Source organism: Acidovorax sp. GW835-FHT14B10, from assembly GCF_058793725.1.
Map to the genome: position 1 here is coordinate 110,751 of NZ_JBXAGC010000011.1, position 15,716 is coordinate 126,466.

At 63.6% G+C, this 15,716-nt stretch carries 17 protein-coding genes and 1 pseudogene; 6 read left to right on the forward strand and 12 right to left on the reverse strand.

Annotated elements, in window-relative coordinates; genetic code table 11:
- Positions 1 to 281: 281 nt before the first annotated feature.
- Positions 282 to 1,517: a multidrug effflux MFS transporter gene (locus AC1Q5S_RS10665; protein WP_492238844.1), complete on the forward strand. Its 1,236-nt coding sequence runs from the start codon at positions 282 to 284 to the stop codon at positions 1,515 to 1,517.
- A 257-nt stretch (positions 1,518 to 1,774) separates the two neighbouring features.
- Here the strand turns inward: AC1Q5S_RS10665 and AC1Q5S_RS10670 are convergent, their stop codons facing one another.
- A complete protein-coding gene (locus AC1Q5S_RS10670; protein WP_492238845.1) occupies positions 1,775 to 3,664 on the reverse strand; it encodes a DEAD/DEAH box helicase in 1,890 nt (629 codons plus the stop codon).
- Positions 3,665 to 3,980: 316 nt separating this feature from the next.
- A complete protein-coding gene (gene orn / locus AC1Q5S_RS10675; RefSeq protein ID WP_303835568.1) occupies positions 3,981 to 4,559 on the reverse strand; it encodes an oligoribonuclease in 579 nt (192 codons plus the stop codon).
- 38 nt (positions 4,560 to 4,597) lie between these two features.
- Between orn and AC1Q5S_RS10680 the strand changes: the two genes are divergently transcribed.
- From AC1Q5S_RS10680 to rsgA, 3 genes are read left to right on the forward strand one after another with little or no spacing between them, the layout of a single operon-like run.
- Positions 4,598 to 5,905 (forward strand): M48 family metallopeptidase, encoded by a 1,308-nt coding sequence (locus tag AC1Q5S_RS10680; protein WP_422203379.1) that lies wholly within the window; start codon positions 4,598 to 4,600, stop codon positions 5,903 to 5,905.
- Positions 5,902 to 6,237, forward strand: a complete 336-nt coding sequence (locus tag AC1Q5S_RS10685) for a 4a-hydroxytetrahydrobiopterin dehydratase (protein ID WP_303835572.1) — start codon at positions 5,902 to 5,904, stop codon at positions 6,235 to 6,237. The genes AC1Q5S_RS10680 and AC1Q5S_RS10685 overlap by 4 nt, the downstream gene beginning before the upstream one ends.
- An 18-nt stretch (positions 6,238 to 6,255) precedes the next feature.
- A complete protein-coding gene (gene rsgA, locus AC1Q5S_RS10690) occupies positions 6,256 to 7,200 on the forward strand; it encodes a ribosome small subunit-dependent GTPase A (protein ID WP_422203376.1) in 945 nt (314 codons plus the stop codon).
- Positions 7,201 to 7,241: 41 nt separating this feature from the next.
- Here the strand turns inward: rsgA and AC1Q5S_RS10695 are convergent, their stop codons facing one another.
- The 6 genes from AC1Q5S_RS10695 to rpsP form a co-directional block, all read right to left on the reverse strand.
- Positions 7,242 to 8,228 (reverse strand): CobD/CbiB family protein, encoded by a 987-nt coding sequence (locus tag AC1Q5S_RS10695; RefSeq protein ID WP_303835576.1) that lies wholly within the window; start codon positions 8,226 to 8,228, stop codon positions 7,242 to 7,244.
- A 58-nt stretch (positions 8,229 to 8,286) separates the two neighbouring features.
- A complete protein-coding gene (locus tag AC1Q5S_RS10700) occupies positions 8,287 to 9,006 on the reverse strand; it encodes a CoA pyrophosphatase (protein ID WP_303835578.1) in 720 nt (239 codons plus the stop codon).
- Between the two features lie 97 nt (positions 9,007 to 9,103).
- Positions 9,104 to 9,490 carry a 50S ribosomal protein L19 gene (gene rplS, locus AC1Q5S_RS10705; RefSeq protein ID WP_303835580.1) on the reverse strand — a complete coding sequence of 129 codons (387 nt, stop codon included), beginning with the start codon at positions 9,488 to 9,490 and terminating at the stop codon, positions 9,104 to 9,106.
- 140 nt (positions 9,491 to 9,630) lie between these two features.
- Complete coding sequence (gene trmD, locus AC1Q5S_RS10710) at positions 9,631 to 10,389, reverse strand: tRNA (guanosine(37)-N1)-methyltransferase TrmD (RefSeq protein WP_303835581.1); 759 nt, start codon at positions 10,387 to 10,389, stop codon at positions 9,631 to 9,633.
- 29 nt (positions 10,390 to 10,418) lie between these two features.
- A complete protein-coding gene (rimM, locus tag AC1Q5S_RS10715; protein WP_303835583.1) occupies positions 10,419 to 10,988 on the reverse strand; it encodes a ribosome maturation factor RimM in 570 nt (189 codons plus the stop codon).
- A gap of 75 nt (positions 10,989 to 11,063) precedes the next feature.
- Positions 11,064 to 11,315: a 30S ribosomal protein S16 gene (gene rpsP / locus AC1Q5S_RS10720; RefSeq protein WP_303835585.1), complete on the reverse strand. Its 252-nt coding sequence runs from the start codon at positions 11,313 to 11,315 to the stop codon at positions 11,064 to 11,066.
- Between the two features lie 144 nt (positions 11,316 to 11,459).
- Here rpsP and AC1Q5S_RS10725 point away from each other — a divergent pair, with 144 nt between their 5' ends.
- Both AC1Q5S_RS10725 and AC1Q5S_RS10730 read left to right on the forward strand, forming a co-directional pair.
- On the forward strand, positions 11,460 to 11,981 hold the full coding sequence (locus AC1Q5S_RS10725) for a GNAT family N-acetyltransferase (protein ID WP_303835586.1): 522 nt from the start codon (positions 11,460 to 11,462) through the stop codon (positions 11,979 to 11,981).
- Between the two features lie 91 nt (positions 11,982 to 12,072).
- The gene (locus AC1Q5S_RS10730; protein WP_303835587.1) at positions 12,073 to 12,519 is read left to right on the forward strand and encodes a TM2 domain-containing protein; all 447 of its coding nucleotides are present in this window, start codon (positions 12,073 to 12,075) and stop codon (positions 12,517 to 12,519) included.
- An 81-nt stretch (positions 12,520 to 12,600) separates the two neighbouring features.
- Here AC1Q5S_RS10730 and AC1Q5S_RS10735 read toward each other — a convergent pair whose 3' ends face one another.
- The 4 genes and pseudogenes from AC1Q5S_RS10735 to AC1Q5S_RS10750 all read right to left on the reverse strand — a co-directional run bounded on the left by AC1Q5S_RS10735 (position 12,601) and on the right by AC1Q5S_RS10750 (position 15,715).
- Positions 12,601 to 13,611, reverse strand: coding sequence for an inorganic phosphate transporter (locus AC1Q5S_RS10735; protein ID WP_303835589.1), 1,011 nt, complete (start codon positions 13,609 to 13,611; stop codon positions 12,601 to 12,603).
- Between the two features lie 18 nt (positions 13,612 to 13,629).
- A complete protein-coding gene (locus AC1Q5S_RS10740; protein ID WP_303835591.1) occupies positions 13,630 to 14,277 on the reverse strand; it encodes a DUF47 domain-containing protein in 648 nt (215 codons plus the stop codon).
- A 169-nt stretch (positions 14,278 to 14,446) separates the two neighbouring features.
- A pseudogene (locus tag AC1Q5S_RS10745) lies at positions 14,447 to 14,803 on the reverse strand (DMT family protein); the annotation flags it as partial.
- A gap of 183 nt (positions 14,804 to 14,986) precedes the next feature.
- On the reverse strand, positions 14,987 to 15,715 hold the full coding sequence (locus AC1Q5S_RS10750) for an ABC transporter ATP-binding protein (RefSeq protein WP_303835593.1): 729 nt from the start codon (positions 15,713 to 15,715) through the stop codon (positions 14,987 to 14,989).
- Position 15,716 lies beyond the last annotated feature (1 nt).

A 15,716-nucleotide genomic window follows, 5' to 3' on the forward strand; every position in this document is an offset into this window, starting at 1 on the left:
ATTTACTCCGACTCTTAATCCGTAGGTCGAGTGTTCGAGTCACTCAGGACCCACCAAACTGCAAAGCCCCGCCTCTTCAAGATGGCGGGGCTTTTTCATTTACTGCGCCTACCCGGCCGACTGCATCGGCACGCGATGCGTCTGCACTCGCCCCATGGATGGGCCCAGTTGCTGCGCCACCCCCAGGTGAAATCGCTCGCTGATAATGGACCGGCCCGGCACCGATCATGACGCCCCGTCATTTTCGGCCCCTCTCGATCCATCTGCCCCACCACCGCCCCATGAACCCACAAGCCCGCCTGCTATGGCCTGCACCCCAATGGGCGCTGGCCGTGCTGCTGGCTGTGCTGGGCATGCTCGGACCTTTTTCGATCGATACCTACCTTCCCGCGTTCTCGGGCATTGCCTCTGCCCTGGGGGCCACGCCGGTGGAAATGCAGCAGACGCTGTCCGCCTATCTGTTCGGCTTTGCCTTCATGAATCTGTTTCATGGGGCGCTGGCGGACAGCTTTGGCCGCAGACCTGTCGTATTGACCGGTATTGCGATGTTCACGCTGGCATCGGCCGGCTGCGCGCTCTCTCAGACCATTGGGCAACTGGTGTTCTTCCGCGCCCTGCAAGGCCTGTCTACCGGTGCTGGCATCGTGGTGTCGCGCGCTGTCATTCGCGACATGTTTCCGCCCGCCCAGGCGCAGAAGGTCATGAGCCAGGTCACCATCTATTTTGGTGTCGCGCCGGCCATTGCCCCAATCGTCGGCGGCTGGCTGTTTGTGCATCTGGGCTGGCACAGCATCTTCTGGTTCCTGACGCTGGTAGGTGTGGCGCTCTGGATCGCCAACCTGCGCTTCCTGCCCGAAACCCTGCAAGCAGACCAGCGCCAGCCCTTCAACATACCGCACCTCCTGCGGGGTTACTGGGAACTGGGTTCGAGCATGCGCTTTCTCCTGCTGGCCCTCGCCAGCGGGGTGCCATTCAACGGGATGTTTTTGTATGTACTGTCGGCCCCCGCCTTTCTGAGCGACCACCTGGGGCTGGCACCCACCCAGTTTTTCTGGTTCTTTGGCCTGACCATCTGCGGCATCATGGGTGGCGCATGGCTGAGCGGTCGGCTGGCAGGGCGCATTGCACCCAAGCGGCAGATACAGCATGGCTTCGTGATCATGTGCGTGGTTGCGGTTGCCAATGTGGTCGCGAATACCGTTTTTGCAGCACATGTGGGCTGGGCACTCCTACCCGTCGCGCTGTTCGCTTTTGGCTGGGCATTGATGGTGCCGGTGGTCACCCTGCTGGTACTGGATCTGTACCCGCACCGACGTGGCATGGCATCGTCTTTGCAAGCATTTGTGGGCTCTGCCGCCAATGGCGTGGTGGCCGGCGTGGTGGCCCCACTGGTGATGCACTCCACGGCATGGCTGGCGGTGGCGTCGCTGATGATGATGGGCGTCGGCATGCTGGCCTGGATCTGCGTACACCATCGCTGGCCCGAGATCGGACGCAGCACCCCCGGGCATGGTTGACGGCACTGGCATGCGCCACTGCCAGCGGCTCTTCCACAATCAACCAGAATGCCCTGCCCCCCCCTGGACGATTTACAACACACATGACGCGCCCAACCGGGTTCGACACAGATCGATGAAATGGCCCAGATGTGCGCATGGCCGATGTTTTCATGGCGCGCATCGGCCGGACCACCGCCACCGATGGCAAAAAAAAGGGCTGGCTCCTTGCGGAGCCAGCCCTTTTCAGCGCTTGTCAGGGAGTCTGAGCAGCCCTATCAGCGTGCAGGGCGCGCAGGGCGCTTGCGGGCATCATGGGGAGCAAAAGGCTTGCCACCACCACCAGCGCCGGCTGGCTTGGAGAAAGCAGGCTTGCGGGGAGCGTAGTCACCGCGGGGTGCGCCGGCGTCGCCACGGGGGGCAAAGCCGCCACGGCCCGCATCACCGAAACCCGGCTTGCGGCCGTAGCCCTCGCTGTCGCGACGGGGAGCGCCGAAGCCGCCACGGTCGTCACGGCCGGCATAGCCGCCGTTGCCACCCTGGTAGCCATCCCGGGGAGCGGAAGCACCACGGTTGTCGCTGCCACGGCCAGCGAAACCGCCGCCAAAGCCACCACCGAAACCACCGCGGTCATTGCCACCACGCGCGGGGCCACCAAAGCGGCCGCGCGACTGGTTGTCACGGTTGTCGTACGAACGGCCCGGGGCACCACGGCCACCACCGAAATCGCCACCGCGGGGTGCCTGGGGCGAACGCTGCGAAGGCTCCATGCCGGCAATGACGTCCGACTTGAACTGCTGGCGGCTGTAGCTTTCGATGTCGAAAATCTTGCGGCGATCGCGGAACTCGGCAAAGGTGATGGCCAGGCCATCGCGGCCGGCTCGGCCCGTGCGGCCAATGCGGTGGGTGTAATCCTCGGCCTTCATGGGCAGGCCGAAGTTGAACACGTGGGTGATCGTGGGCACGTCGATGCCGCGGGCCGCCACATCGGTGGCCACCAGGATCTGCACCTGGCCGGCGCGCAGCGCCATCAGGCGGCGGTTGCGCAGGCCCTGGCTCAGGGCGCCGTGCAGTGCCACGGCCGAGAAGCCTTCCTGCTGCAGGTCGTTGGCCAGACCGTCGCACTCCACCTGGGTGCTGGCAAACACGATGGCCTGGTTGATGGTGGTGTCGCGCAACCAGTGGTCCAGCAGCTTGCGCTTGTGCTGGGCGTTGTCGGCCCAATACAGCACCTGCTTGATGTTGGCATGCTTCTCTTGCGGAGAATCGATGGTCACCTTCTGCACGGACGAACCGCCGTCGTGCATCACGCGCATGGCCAGTTGCTGGATGCGGGGGGCAAAGGTGGCACTGAACATCATGGTCTGCTTGCGCTGACTGGTCAGCTGGTTCAGCTCGGCCAGGTCGTCCGAGAAGCCCAGGTCGAGCATCCGGTCGGCCTCATCCACGACGAGGAACTGCACCTTGTCGAGCTTGATCTGCATCGAGCGTTGCAGGTCCAGCAGGCGACCGGGGGTGGCGACCACGAGGTTGGCGTTCTGCAGCTTGGCGATCTGCAGCTGGTAAGGCATGCCGCCCACCACGTTGGCCACGCGCAGGCCGCGGCAGTGCTTGACGAGGTCGATGGCGTCGTGCGCGACCTGCTGCGCCAATTCACGCGTGGGGCACAGGATCAGGGCGCCAGGGGTGGCGGCCTTGAAATTGCGCGAGTTGGTGGGGTCCTTGCGCTTGGCGCGCTTGGGAGCGGGCTCGCCCCGGGCAGCGGCTTCGGCCACGGCACGCTCGAAGGCGGCGCGTTCTTCGGCTTCGGCCTCGGCTTGCTGCTGGATCAGCGTGTTCAGCACCGGCAGCAGGAAAGCAGCGGTCTTGCCGGAACCGGTCTGACTGGAGACCATCAGGTCGATGAACTTGGTGGCGTCGTTGCCACCACCCATGGCCAGAGGAATGGCCTTGCGCTGCACGCTGGTGGGCTGGGTGTAGCCCAGATCGGCCACAGCCTGCACCAGTTCAGGCGCCAGTCCCAACTCGATGAAACCATTGGGCTCGGCAGTGACAGCCTCGCTGGTGGATTCCACAGAAGATTCAAGGATGGACTGCACAGAAATATCGGCAGCAATAGAAGTATCGGCAGGCGCGAAATCGCCCTGCACCAAAGAGGTGTCGGTCATGAATTTTTCTCTCACGAAGACGTTCGCAGGCGTAGCCCGCGATGGCTTCGTCAATGGTTAAAAAACATCAACCATCAAACGAAACCTGCATGCGCTCTGGGCGGAATGCGGGTGGGCGTTGTTCGCCAGTCCTGCGCTGTCTGAGACAGCCGGCTGGCAAGCCCGGTGTGTGAGGGGAGATGCACAATCTGCGTACAGTTTCCTGCGCAGCCTGCGATTGTCGCACACTTAAGGGTTTCCCCGCAAGTGCTCTTTGAATTGCGCCCACATGCCAGGCAATTCAGGTGTCACCCACCCGGCGATGCGGCGACCGGCATCAGACGGACAGCAGGTTCTTGCGATAGTGCGCCAGTTCGTCGATGCTCTCGTGCACATCGGCCAGCGCGGTGTGCTTTTGCGCTTTCTTGAAGCTGCTGTAGGCCTCGGGCTTCCAGCGCCTGGCCAGTTCCTTGAGGGTGCTCACGTCCACATTGCGGTAGTGAAAGAAGCGCTCCAGCTTTGGCATGTAGCGCACCAGAAAGCGCCGGTCCTGGCCGATGCTGTTGCCGCACATGGGCACCGTGCCCTTGGGCACGTAACGGGCCAGGAAATCCAGGATCTGCTGCTCGGCCTCGGCCTCGGTCACCGTAGAGGCCTTCACCTTGTCGATCAGGCCGCTGCGGCCATGCGTGCCCTTGTTCCAGGCATCCATCTTGTTCAGCAGTTCATCGGCCTGGTGAATGGCCAGCACCGGGCCTTCGATGCGGGGCTCCAGCTGGGGGCCGGTCACGATCACGGCAATCTCCAGCAGGCGGTCGGTATCGGGCTCCAGGCCGGTCATTTCGCAGTCCAGCCAGACCAGGTTCTGGTCCGATTTGGAAAGCACGGGGGGTACGGGGTTGTTGGCGTCAGACATGGCGCGCATTGTCGCTGATGGCCTAAACTCGCCCCCTCATGCCAACGCCCGACGCCTTTTCGCCCTCCACCGCCCTCACACTCGCCTTTGCTGCGGTGGTCTGCGCTGGCCTGCTGCTCAAATTCTGGCTGGCCTCCCGCCAGATTCGCCATGTGGCAGGGCACCGGTCCCGCGTGCCCGAGGCCTTTGCCACGCGCATTGCGCTGGTCGCCCACCAGAAGGCCGCCGACTACACCATCACCAAGGCACGTTTTGGTCTGCTGGAGATGGCGCTCGGCGCCGCTGTCTTGCTGGGCTGGACGCTGCTGGGCGGCCTGGACGCCCTGAACCAGGCGCTGCTGGGCGCCTTGGGTGGCGGCATGGCGCAGCAACTGGCCCTGCTGGCGGCCTTCGTGGTCATCAGCGCCACCATCGACCTGCCGGTGACGCTGTACCAGACCTTCGTGATCGAGCAGCGTTTCGGCTTCAACAAGATGACGCTGGCCCTGTGGCTGGCCGATCTGGCCAAATCGGCCCTCGTGGGCACCCTCATCGGTCTGCCCATTGCAGCGCTGATGCTGTGGCTGATGGGCGCTGCCGGGCCCTTGTGGTGGCTGTGGGCCTGGGGCCTGTGGATGGGCTTGAACCTGCTGCTGATGGTGGTGTACCCCACCTTCATCGCACCGCTGTTCAACAAGTTCCAGCCGCTCGAAGACGAAGCGCTCAAGGCCCGCGTCACGGCGCTGATGCACCGTTGCGGCTTTGCGGCCAAAGGGCTGTTCGTCATGGATGGCAGCCGCCGCAGCGCCCATGCCAATGCCTATTTCACCGGCTTTGGCGCGGCCAAGCGCGTCGTTTTCTATGACACCCTGCTGCGCCAGCTCTCCCCGGGCGAAGTGGAAGCCGTGCTGGCCCATGAACTGGGGCACTTCAAGCACCGCCATATCCTCCAGCGCGTGGCGAGCCTGTTTGCCCTGAGCCTAGTCGGCTTTGCCCTGCTCGGCTGGCTGTCCACCCAGGTGTGGTTTTATACCGGGCTGGGCGTGCGCCCCAATATCTCGCTGGACCTGTCGGTGGCTGCCGCGCCCAACGATGCGCTGGCCCTGCTGCTGTTCCTGCTGGCAGTGCCTGTTTTCACGCTGTTCATTGCGCCCCTGTTTGCCCAGTTGTCGCGCCGCCACGAATTTGAAGCCGACGCGTATGCGGCATCCCAGGCCAGCGGTGCGGATCTGTCCTCGGCGCTGCTCAAACTTTACGAAGACAACGCCTCCACACTCACCCCCGACCCGGTGTATGTGAAGTTCTACTACTCGCACCCGCCCGCTTCCGAGCGGCTGGCACGCATGCCCTCACCTGCCCGACCATGACATCGATGTTCAAGAAAAAAGACTGGTCAGCGCTGGCCCGCCGTGCGCTGACAGCTACAGAAATTGTGGCCAATCTGGCAAAAATCGAGGGCTGGTCCCTGAGCGGCGACGGCGCCCAGGTGGCCATCGAAAAGACATTCCATTTCGCCAACTACTACGAGACCATCTCGTTCGTGAATGCCGTGGCCTTCGTGGCCAACGCGCAAGACCACCACCCCGATCTGTCGGTGCACTACAACCGCTGCGTGGTGCGCCTCAACACCCACGACGTGCAGGGCATCTCCGCCACCGACTTCGATTGCGCAGCCCGATTCGACGCCCTGCTGGCATGAACCCTGCCAACCGTCCGCATGACTGAACGCAGCGCCCTGATGGAAGGCTTTGTGGTTGCCGGCCACGGGCGCCACTGCATGGTGGAAACCGCCGACGGGCAACGCCGCATCTGCCATCCGCGGGGCAAGAAGAACCAGGCCGTGGTGGGCGACCGGGTGCTGTGGCAGGCCCCTCCCAAGGGCCAGGGCGAGGAAGGCACCATCGAAAAGGTGCTGGAGCGGCGCAACCTGTTCTATCGCCAGGACGAGATCCGCACCAAGTCCTTTGCCGCCAATCTCGACCAGATCCTGATCCTGATCGCCGCCGAGCCGGTGTTCTCGGAAAGCCAGCTGGCCCGCGCATTGATCGCCGCGGAAGCCGCGGGCATCCAGCCGCTGATTGCCCTCAACAAGAGCGACCTGGTGGAGCCTTTTGCCCGCGCCTGGGAACGCCTGCTGCCTTACCGCCACATGGGCGGCGGGCACCACTATGGCGTGCTGCCGCTGTCGTTGTCGCTGTCGGGCGAGGTGGACCGCGCCCTGCTCATGCAACACCTGCAGGGCAAGACCACGTTGGTGCTGGGCCCCTCGGGTTCAGGCAAGAGCACGCTGATCAACCTGCTGGTGCCGGGCGCCAGCGTGCTGACAGGCGAGATTTCACAGGCACTGAACTCGGGCAAGCACACCACCACCAGCACCAACTGGTACTGGGTGGACAGCGCCCGCACCACGGCCCTGATTGATTCACCGGGTTTTCAGGAGTTCGGCCTGCAGCACATCGCCCCCATGCAACTGGCATCCTGCATGCCCGACATCGCCGTCCACGCCACCGACTGCAAGTTCTACAACTGCACCCATCTGCACGAACCGGGTTGCGGTGTGATTGCCACACTCGGAAAGAACGCCAGCGTAGAGGGAATCAGCGCAAATCGCTATAAAATTTATAGCGATTTATTCGCCGAATTGAGCCACACGCGCTACTGAATCACACCTTGCACATCGGTCACCCGGCCAGGGGACGGCCATCAGCCCAACAGGCGCGCCAGGGTCAACAGCGCCAGCAACAGCATCCACACCACCACCGAGCGCCAGACCAGGCCTACCACGCTGCGCAGATGCACCACCTCCGGCTCGCGACCGGGGGTGCTGTCGCTGTCGCCCATGTCGGCCTCGATTTCCAGCCCCTGGGGTGTCGTCGGATCGGCACGGGCAGGCAGGGCCTCGCCGCCCAGCTGCACATTGATGGCACCTGCGGTGGCGGCCAGCACCACGCCGTCGTTGTCACTGGGAAAGCGCTGCGCATGAAAGCGCCAACCCTCGATGGCCTCCTCAAAACTGCCCACTACGGCAAAGCTCAAGGCCGTCATGCGCACGGGCAACCAGTCCACCAGGGTCCAGGCCTGGGCCGAGGCTTGCTGCAATGCCGCGCTGGCGGGCTGGACGCCAGTACGTTCCTTGTACTGCCAATAGCGCGAGACAAATTCGGCCAGCCGGTACAGCACCGCACCCGTGGGCCCCAAACCCAGCGCTGCCAGCACGGAAAACCACGCCAGCACGCCGAATACATGGCGGTGTGCCGACAGCACCGAATACTCGATCACATGGCGCACGATCTCGCTGCGCGGCAGCGCGCCGACATCCACCTGCTGCCAGTCGGCCAGGCGCTCGCGCGCCCGGTCTTCATCGCCCTCCTCCAGTGCATCGCGGATGCCGGTGAAATGGTGGCTGAACTGGCGAAAACCCAGCGTGACATACAGCACCGCCACACTCCACACCACCGCAAACGGCCAGCCCAACCCCAGCAGCAGCAACCAGTGGACAGCCAGCGTGACCAGCGCCGGCACCAGCACGGCCAGGCTCCAGGCCACCCAGCCGTGGTGGGGCTTGCCCGCGTCGAAATTGCGGCTGACCGACAGAGCCCACGCCCGCAGTCCCGCGTGGATGGGGTTGGTGCGGGCCAGAGGGCGGGCCTGCTCGATCAGCAGAGCGAACAGGATGGCAAAGAAACTCATGGAGGACAATGATACTGGGGCTGCACACCTTTGGGCCATGCGGGCGCCTACCCCTCCGTCACGCCTGCATGAATCGATAGAAATTGCGCAGCATGCCGGCAGTAGCGCCCCAGATAAACCGGTTTTTGGTGCCATCCTGGTAAGGCATGGAGAACCATTCCCGGCGCACGCCTTGCCACTCGAAAACATGGCGCTGGTGGTGGGCAGGATTGAGCAGGAACGCCAGTGGCACCTCGAACACATCCGCCACCTCGTAGGGGTTGGGATGCAGCACGCAGTCCGGTTGCACCAGCGCCACCACCGGCGTGATGATGAACGAGGAGCCGGTGACATAGGTGGGCAGCACGCCCAGCACCTCGACAAAGCGCCGCGCCAGCCCGACCTCTTCCTCGGCCTCGCGCAAAGCCGTATCGGCCGTGGAGGCATCTTCTGGATCTGCCCGCCCGCCCGGAAAGGCCACCTGGCCCGAATGGGTGGAAAGATGGGCCGTACGCTCCGTCAGCAGCACCATGGGCTGTTCGCGCAGCACGATGGGCACCAGCACGGACGCGTGGGCCGGCGCGCGATGCATGAACTGCTTTTCCAGCACCACCTCGGGCGTCCATACGGGCGGGTGGGCAAAACGCGCCCGCAGGGCCTGCGGCGTCTGGGCTTGCACCGGCACTGCGGGCAGGTGCCCGTCCACGCCCACCACCGGGACGGCACGCGGATCGAAATCAGGCAGCGCCGAAAGCGACGCCGGGTTGACCGATGGAACAGGGGCGGAAGAGGGATTCACGACAAGCCTGGAACGCAAGGCCCAAGGGGGGCCGCAAAAAACAAAAAGCCGCTACAGGCAGATGCTGTAGCGGCTCCGATCAGGGATGGCCTGTGCCTTATGCGGCGACAGCGGCGGCCACCTTGGCGCGCGAAGGCAGCTTTTCCTTGATACGTGCCGACTTGCCACTGCGTTCACGCAGGTAGTACAGCTTGGCACGGCGCACGTCACCACGGCGCTTGACTTCAATGCCTGCGATCAGCGGGCTGTAGGTCTGGAACGTACGTTCCACGCCTTCGCCGCTGGAGATCTTGCGCACGGTGAAGCCGCTGTTCAGGCCGCGATTGCGCTTGGCAATCACCACGCCTTCGTAGGCCTGCACGCGCTTGCGCGTGCCTTCGACCACGTTCACGCTCACAATGACCGTGTCGCCAGGGGCGAACACGGGAATGGTCTTGTTCAAGCGGGCGATTTCTTCCGCTTCCAGGGTCTGGATCAGGTTCATTTGGGTATCCAACGATCTTGTCCGCGCCAAAAATGGCAGCGTCGGGATTGACGATTCAGGGTTTCGCGGCAGGCTTTGCAAGCAAAGCCACTGGGCAAAACGGCCGGCCAGAGGATCGAAAAGCCTTTGATTATAGCAATTCAAGCCAGCCTGGCCAAGACCACCTCATCGGCGGGCGCCAGGCGTCCTGCCTTGCGTGCGGCGTCGATCAGGTCGGGACGGTACTTTGCCGTGGTGGCCAGGCGCTGATCACGGCGCCAGCGCTCAATCTGCGCGTGGTGCCCGGACATCAGCGGCGCGGGCACCGGGCGACCCCGCCATTCCTCGGGGCGGGTGTAGTGGGGGCAATCGAGCAAGCCGTCGAGCGCCGGATTGAAGCTGTCGAGCTGGTGGCTGCCCTCGTCATGGAGCACCCCCGGCTGCAGCCGCGCCACGGCATCGAGCAAGGCCATGGCCGCAATTTCACCGCCCGAGAGCACGAAGTCACCCAAACTGATCTGCAGATCGACATGGGTGTCAATAAAGCGCTGGTCGATCCCTTCATAACGCCCGCACAGCAGGACAGCGCCAGCGCTGGCAGACCAGCGCTCCACCGCTGCATGGTTGAGCGATTCGCCGATGGGCGAGAAAAGCACCAGCGGCGCCTGGCTGTCTTGCGGTTCGCCACGTTCGGCGCGAATGGCGGCCAGGCACCGCGCCAGCGGTTCGGCCAGCATCACCATGCCCGGGCCACCGCCAAACGGGCGGTCGTCCACGCGCCGGTAATTGCCCTCGGCATGGTCGCGCGGGCTCCACAGATGCACATCGACCTGTCCGCTGGCGTAGGCGCGGCGGGTCACGCCGCTGACCAGGAAGGGCGCAAACAGCTCGGGGAACAGGGTGATGATGTCAAAGCGCATGGTGCGCGGCATGCCAGAACACAGGCCGGTCAGTAGTCAGGCTGCCAGTCGACCGTGATGCGCTTTTCGGGCAGATCCACCTTGTCGACAAACGCCGAAACGAAGGGAATCATGCGCTCCTGGGCCTTGCCGTCCTGCTCGTAGGCCAGCACCAGCACGGTTTGCGGGCCGGTGGACATCAGCTCCTGCACCTGCCCCAGCGCCACGCCTTCGCGGTTGAAGACCTGAAGGCCGATCAAGTCAACCCAGTAATACTCGTCCTGCGTGGTGGCCGGAAAACTCGACCGCGGCACGAAGATGCGCGCACCCCGCAAGGCCTCTGCGGCATCGCGGTCATCAATGCCCTGCGCCCAGGCCACCACCGTGTCGGAATGGTCCTTGGCCTGGCGGATCGGCAACAGCACGGTGCCAGAAAACGTCTTGGCGCCCCGCTCGGAAGGCTGCAGATACCAATGCTTGGCGGCAAACAGCGCCTCGGGCGTGGTGCTGTGCGACACCACCTTGAACCAGCCCTTGACGCCCCAGGCGTCGGCAATGCGTCCGACCTCGACGGCATCGGCAGGGAGTTCGGCGGATTCGAGCGACAGGGGTGCGGCCATGGTGTGTCTCGTGCAAAAAAGAAAAGGGCGGGTTCCGCCGGGCAAGCCCACGGAACCCGCCCTTTTCGGGGAGCTTTAAGCAGCCTTCTTGGCGGCTTGCTTGATCAGGCGGTCCACCGTGGGCGAGGACTGGGCGCCCACGCTCTGCCAGTACGTCAGGCGGTCTTGCACGATGCGCAGACCTTCTTCGTTTTCCTTGGCGGTGGGGTTGTAGAAGCCGATGCGCTCGATGAAGCGGCCATCACGGCGCACGCGCTTGTCGGCAACGACGATGTTGAAGAAAGGACGGCCCTTAGAGCCGCCGCGGGAGAGTCGAATGACGACCATGATTTATCCTTCGGGTGGTGAACTCCGGCAACATTTGCCCAGAGCCACAGTGTTCGCAACCATATTCGCAACGCTTGAGACACGCGACATGGCCACCCGGCCAGCGACACGCTGCAAAGCCCGCGATTATATCTATTTGTTCCAATGTCCACCATCCGTCCCAGCACAGACCGCGATATTCCCGCCATCACCGCCATTTACCAACACCATGTGCTGCACGGCACAGGCACGTTCGAGCTCGACCCGCCCTCCGAAACCGACATGGCCGGCCGTCGCGCCGACGTGCTGGCCAAAGGCCTGCCCTGGCTGGTGGCCGAAAAAGACGGCCAGGTGCTGGGCTTCGCCTACGCCAACTGGTTCAAGCCACGCCCGGCCTACCGCTTCTCGGCCGAAGACTCCATTTACGTGGCCGACAGCGCGCGCGGCATGGGTGTGGGGCGCAAGCTGCTGGCCGCACTGGCGGTGCAGGCCGAGGCCGCCGGCGTGCGCAAGCTGCTGGCCGTGATCGGCGATTCGGCCAACGCGGGCTCGATCGGATTGCACCGCGCGCTGGGCTTCACCGACGTGGGCGTCATGCGCTCGGTGGGCTGGAAGTTCGGCGCCTGGCGCGACATCGTGCTGATGGAAAAGCCCCTGGGCGCGGGCGACACCACATCCCCGGAATAATGCCGCGCATGAACAATAACCCCCACGCTCCCCACTTCGTCTGGTCACTTCCCCCCGAGGGGGCCGCTTTTCATCTTGGGGCGACCCGGCGATGAAAAACAAAACCGTGGCGGCCTGGCTCGCCTTCGTGGGGGGTCCCCTGGGCCTGCACCGCTTCTATCTGCATGGCCTCTCCGACATGCTCGGCTGGCTGCTGCCCATTCCCACCGCCCTGGGCCTGTACGGCATCCAGCGGGTGCAGGCGCTGGGGCAGGACGACCACACCAGCTGGATATTGATACCGCTGCTCGGCTTCACCATTGCAGGCTGCGCACTGCAGGCCATTGTGTATGGCCTGACGCCCCCCGAGAAATGGAATGCCCGCTTCAATGCGGTGGCCGCGCCGGATGCGCCTGCCGGCCGCACCCGATGGGCCACCATTTTTGCCATCGGACTGGCGCTGATGATCGGCACCACCGTGCTGATGGCCAGCCTGGCCTTCAGTTTTCAGCGCTACTTCGAGTACCAGATCGAAGAAGCACGCAAGATCTCGCAGTAAGCACCGGCTTCAAGCAAAAAGAGCTGCCAGCGCATTTTTATCAGGCGCTGGCAGCTCTTTTTTTGATAGCGTTCTGCGACCTCAATACAGCTGCAAGCTGACCCAGTAAGCCATGGCAGCAACGAACGCACTGGCCGGAATGGTCAGCACCCAGGCCCAGATGATGTTGCCCGCCACACCCCAGCGCACCGCGCTGGCGCGCTGCGTGGAGCCCACGCCGACAATCGCCCCGGTGATGGTGTGGGTGGTGGACACTGGAATTCCCAGCGCGGTCGCCAGGAATAGTGTCAAGGCCCCGCCGGTTTCGGCGCAGAAACCGCCCACGGGCTTGAGCTTGGTGATTTTCTGCCCCATCGTTTTCACGATGCGCCAGCCGCCAAACATGGTCCCGAGGCCGATGGCCAGATAACAGCTCACGATGGTCCAGGTGGGCGGAGAGGCATCCGCAGCCGACGCATAGCCCGTGGCAATCAACAGCAGCCAGATGATGCCGATGGTCTTTTGCGCGTCATTGCCACCATGCCCCAGGCTGTAGGCCCCGGCGGACACCAGCTGCAGGCGGCGGAACCACTTGTCCACCTTGTTGGGACGGGCGCGCCGGAACATCCACGCCACCAGCACCATCATCGCCGAGCCGAGCAGAAACCCCAGCAGCGGCGACACAAAAATGAAGGCCACCGTCTTGAGGATGCCCGCGGACACCAGCGAACCAGCCCCCGCCTTGGCAATCACCGCGCCCACGATGCCGCCGATCAGCGCATGCGAGGAGCTGCTGGGAATGCCGTAGTACCAGGTGATCACGTTCCAGGTGATGGCGCCCACCAGCGCGCCGAACACCACATGGGTATCGACCACGCCCGGCTGGACGATGCCCTTGCCCACCGTGGCTGCCACGCTCAGATGGAAAACAAAAATGGCCACCACGTTGAAAAACGCGGCAAACAGCACGGCCTGGGCCGGCTTGAGCACGCCGGTGGAAACCACCGTGGCAATCGAATTGGCGGCGTCGTGGAACCCGTTCATGAAATCGAACAGGATGGCCAGCGCCACGAGCAAGACCACAACCCACAGGGCCGTCTGTACGGTTTGCATGGTGATGGGCCCTGCGGATCAGGAGTTTTCGAGGACGATGCCCTCGATGCAGTTGGCCACGTCCTCGCACTTGTCGGTGATCGTCTCCAGCAGCTCGTAGATGGCCTTGAGCTTGATCACCTCGCGCACATCCGGCTCTTCGCGGAACAGCTTGCTCATGGCGCTGCGCATCACGCGGTCGGCATCGCTTTCGAGCCGGTCGATCTCTTCGCAGGTCTTGAGCGCGGCTTCGGCCACGGCCGGATCGGCAATCGTGCCGAGCAGCTTGACCGCATCGCGCAGGCGCTCGCAGCATTTCACGCTGAGGTCCGTGAGGCGCGTGATTTCCTCGGTCATGTGGTGCACGTCATACAGCGCCATGGTCTCGGCCGAATCCTGGATCAGGTCGGCCACATCGTCCATGGTGTTGATGAGCGTGTGGATCTGCTCACGGTCAATGGGCGTGATGAAGGTCTTGTGGATCAGGCGATTGACGTCCTGGGTGACACGGTCGGCGGCACGCTCGGCGTTGTCCACATCCTCGTTGTACTTGTCGCGCAGGTGCGGATCGTTGTAGTTGGCCACCAGTTGCGAAAAGGCCCTGGCGGCCTCGACGATGCGGTCCGCATGCTGGTTGAACATCTCGAAAAAATTGCCTTCGCGCGGCAACAGCTTGCCAAACAGCATGAGGGGGGCTCCTGGTGCGGAATCTGAATAAAAGTGGCCACTTAGCGCCTTTTCATGACGGGCGAGTGACCAATTTGTGACTTTGAAAACCCGCGGAGTTTAACCGCCCGCCACCTCTCGCCCGGCCCCCACCCCGCACCAATGCGGCGCGAAGCGCCCCCAACCACCCACTGTGGAAGATGAAATACACCGCACCGACCCTGCACAGACCCACCCAAAGGCAGTCCCACTGGAGGGGCTGGTCGAGAGAGAACACCGCAAACGGCACAAACACCGACGGCGTGATGACCTCTTGCAGGATCTTGAGCTGCCCCACATTGAACTGGGTGTAGCCCATGCGGTTGGCGGGCACCAGCAGCAGGGACTCGAACAGCGCAATGCCCCAGCGGGCCAGCGCCGCCACGTACCAGGGCGATGTCGCCAGGTTTTTCAGGTGACCCTGCCAGGCAAAGGTCATGAAAATATTGCGGCCCACCAGCAACACGATGGTTGGCAGGCTGACGGGAAGCGATTGCACAGAGTTCATGGACACCATGCCACAGAGCAGTCAACACGAAAACACAAGCCAGATATGGCTGCATCCATTGCCGGATAAGCGCTAATAGCTATTCATAATGAGGTATTCCACACCCGGCACAGGACCAACAAAAAAGGCACTGCAGCCCGTGCAGTGCCTCTGGAATAACGCCTGCGCCCGCAGGCACCACGCTCACTCGCCCAGATAGGCGGCGCGCACGCGCGGGTCGCTCAGCAGCTCCTGCCCGGGGCCGGTCATGGTGATGAGGCCCGACTCCATGACGTAACCACGGTCGGCAATGGCGAGGGCCCGGCTGGCGTTCTGCTCCACCAGCAAGATGGTTACACCCAGGGCGTACACGTCGCGCACCACTTCGAAGATCTTGTCCACCATGATGGGCGACAAGCCCATGGAGGGCTCATCAAGGAGCAGCACCTTGGGCTGGCTCATCAGCGCCCGACCCATCGCCAGCATCTGCTGCTCGCCACCGCTCATGGTGCCGGCCAGCTGATCCTTGCGCTCGCGCAGGCGCGGGAAGATGGTGAACATCTTCTCGATGTCGGCCGCGATGCCCGCCTTGTCGTTGCGGATGTAGGCGCCCATCTGCAGGTTCTCGGTGATGGTCATGCGGGCAAACACGCCGCGGCCTTCCGGCACCATCACCAGGCCCTTCTTCACCAGGTCCCAGGCGCCCTTGCCCTTGATGCTTTCACCCAGGTACTCGATGTCGCCATCGTTGATGGGCAGCGTACCGGTAATGGCCTTCATGGTGGTGGTCTTGCCGGCGCCGTTGGAGCCGATCAGCGACACCAGCTCGCCCTCGCGCACCTCGAAGTCCACGCCCTTGACGGCCTGGATACCGCCGTAGGCCACCTTCAGGCCCTTGACCTGCAGCAGTACCTTGTTGGAATTTTCGGCCATT

What these genes read in the sequence shown, in the direction of transcription:
- AC1Q5S_RS10735 (WP_303835589.1), bottom strand. Translation starts at nt 13,611, where the DNA reads ATGCAAACCGTACAGACGGCCCTGTGGGTTGTGGTCTTGCTCGTGGCG.
- rimM (WP_303835583.1), bottom strand. Translation starts at nt 10,988, where the DNA reads ATGGCCGCACCCCTGTCGCTCGAATCCGCCGAACTCCCTGCCGATGCC.
- AC1Q5S_RS10680 (WP_422203379.1), top strand. Translation starts at nt 4,598, where the DNA reads ATGCCAACGCCCGACGCCTTTTCGCCCTCCACCGCCCTCACACTCGCC.
- rpsP (WP_303835585.1), bottom strand. Translation starts at nt 11,315, where the DNA reads ATGGTCGTCATTCGACTCTCCCGCGGCGGCTCTAAGGGCCGTCCTTTC.
- AC1Q5S_RS10740 (WP_303835591.1), bottom strand. Translation starts at nt 14,277, where the DNA reads ATGCTGTTTGGCAAGCTGTTGCCGCGCGAAGGCAATTTTTTCGAGATG.
- rsgA (WP_422203376.1), top strand. Translation starts at nt 6,256, where the DNA reads ATGACTGAACGCAGCGCCCTGATGGAAGGCTTTGTGGTTGCCGGCCAC.
- AC1Q5S_RS10670 (WP_492238845.1), bottom strand. Translation starts at nt 3,664, where the DNA reads ATGACCGACACCTCTTTGGTGCAGGGCGATTTCGCGCCTGCCGATACT.
- AC1Q5S_RS10695 (WP_303835576.1), bottom strand. Translation starts at nt 8,228, where the DNA reads ATGAGTTTCTTTGCCATCCTGTTCGCTCTGCTGATCGAGCAGGCCCGC.
- rplS (WP_303835580.1), bottom strand. Translation starts at nt 9,490, where the DNA reads ATGAACCTGATCCAGACCCTGGAAGCGGAAGAAATCGCCCGCTTGAAC.
- AC1Q5S_RS10750 (WP_303835593.1), bottom strand. Translation starts at nt 15,715, where the DNA reads ATGGCCGAAAATTCCAACAAGGTACTGCTGCAGGTCAAGGGCCTGAAG.
- AC1Q5S_RS10685 (WP_303835572.1), top strand. Translation starts at nt 5,902, where the DNA reads ATGACATCGATGTTCAAGAAAAAAGACTGGTCAGCGCTGGCCCGCCGT.
- AC1Q5S_RS10725 (WP_303835586.1), top strand. Translation starts at nt 11,460, where the DNA reads ATGTCCACCATCCGTCCCAGCACAGACCGCGATATTCCCGCCATCACC.
- orn (WP_303835568.1), bottom strand. Translation starts at nt 4,559, where the DNA reads ATGTCTGACGCCAACAACCCCGTACCCCCCGTGCTTTCCAAATCGGAC.
- AC1Q5S_RS10730 (WP_303835587.1), top strand. Translation starts at nt 12,073, where the DNA reads ATGAAAAACAAAACCGTGGCGGCCTGGCTCGCCTTCGTGGGGGGTCCC.
- trmD (WP_303835581.1), bottom strand. Translation starts at nt 10,389, where the DNA reads ATGCGCTTTGACATCATCACCCTGTTCCCCGAGCTGTTTGCGCCCTTC.
- AC1Q5S_RS10665 (WP_492238844.1), top strand. Translation starts at nt 282, where the DNA reads ATGAACCCACAAGCCCGCCTGCTATGGCCTGCACCCCAATGGGCGCTG.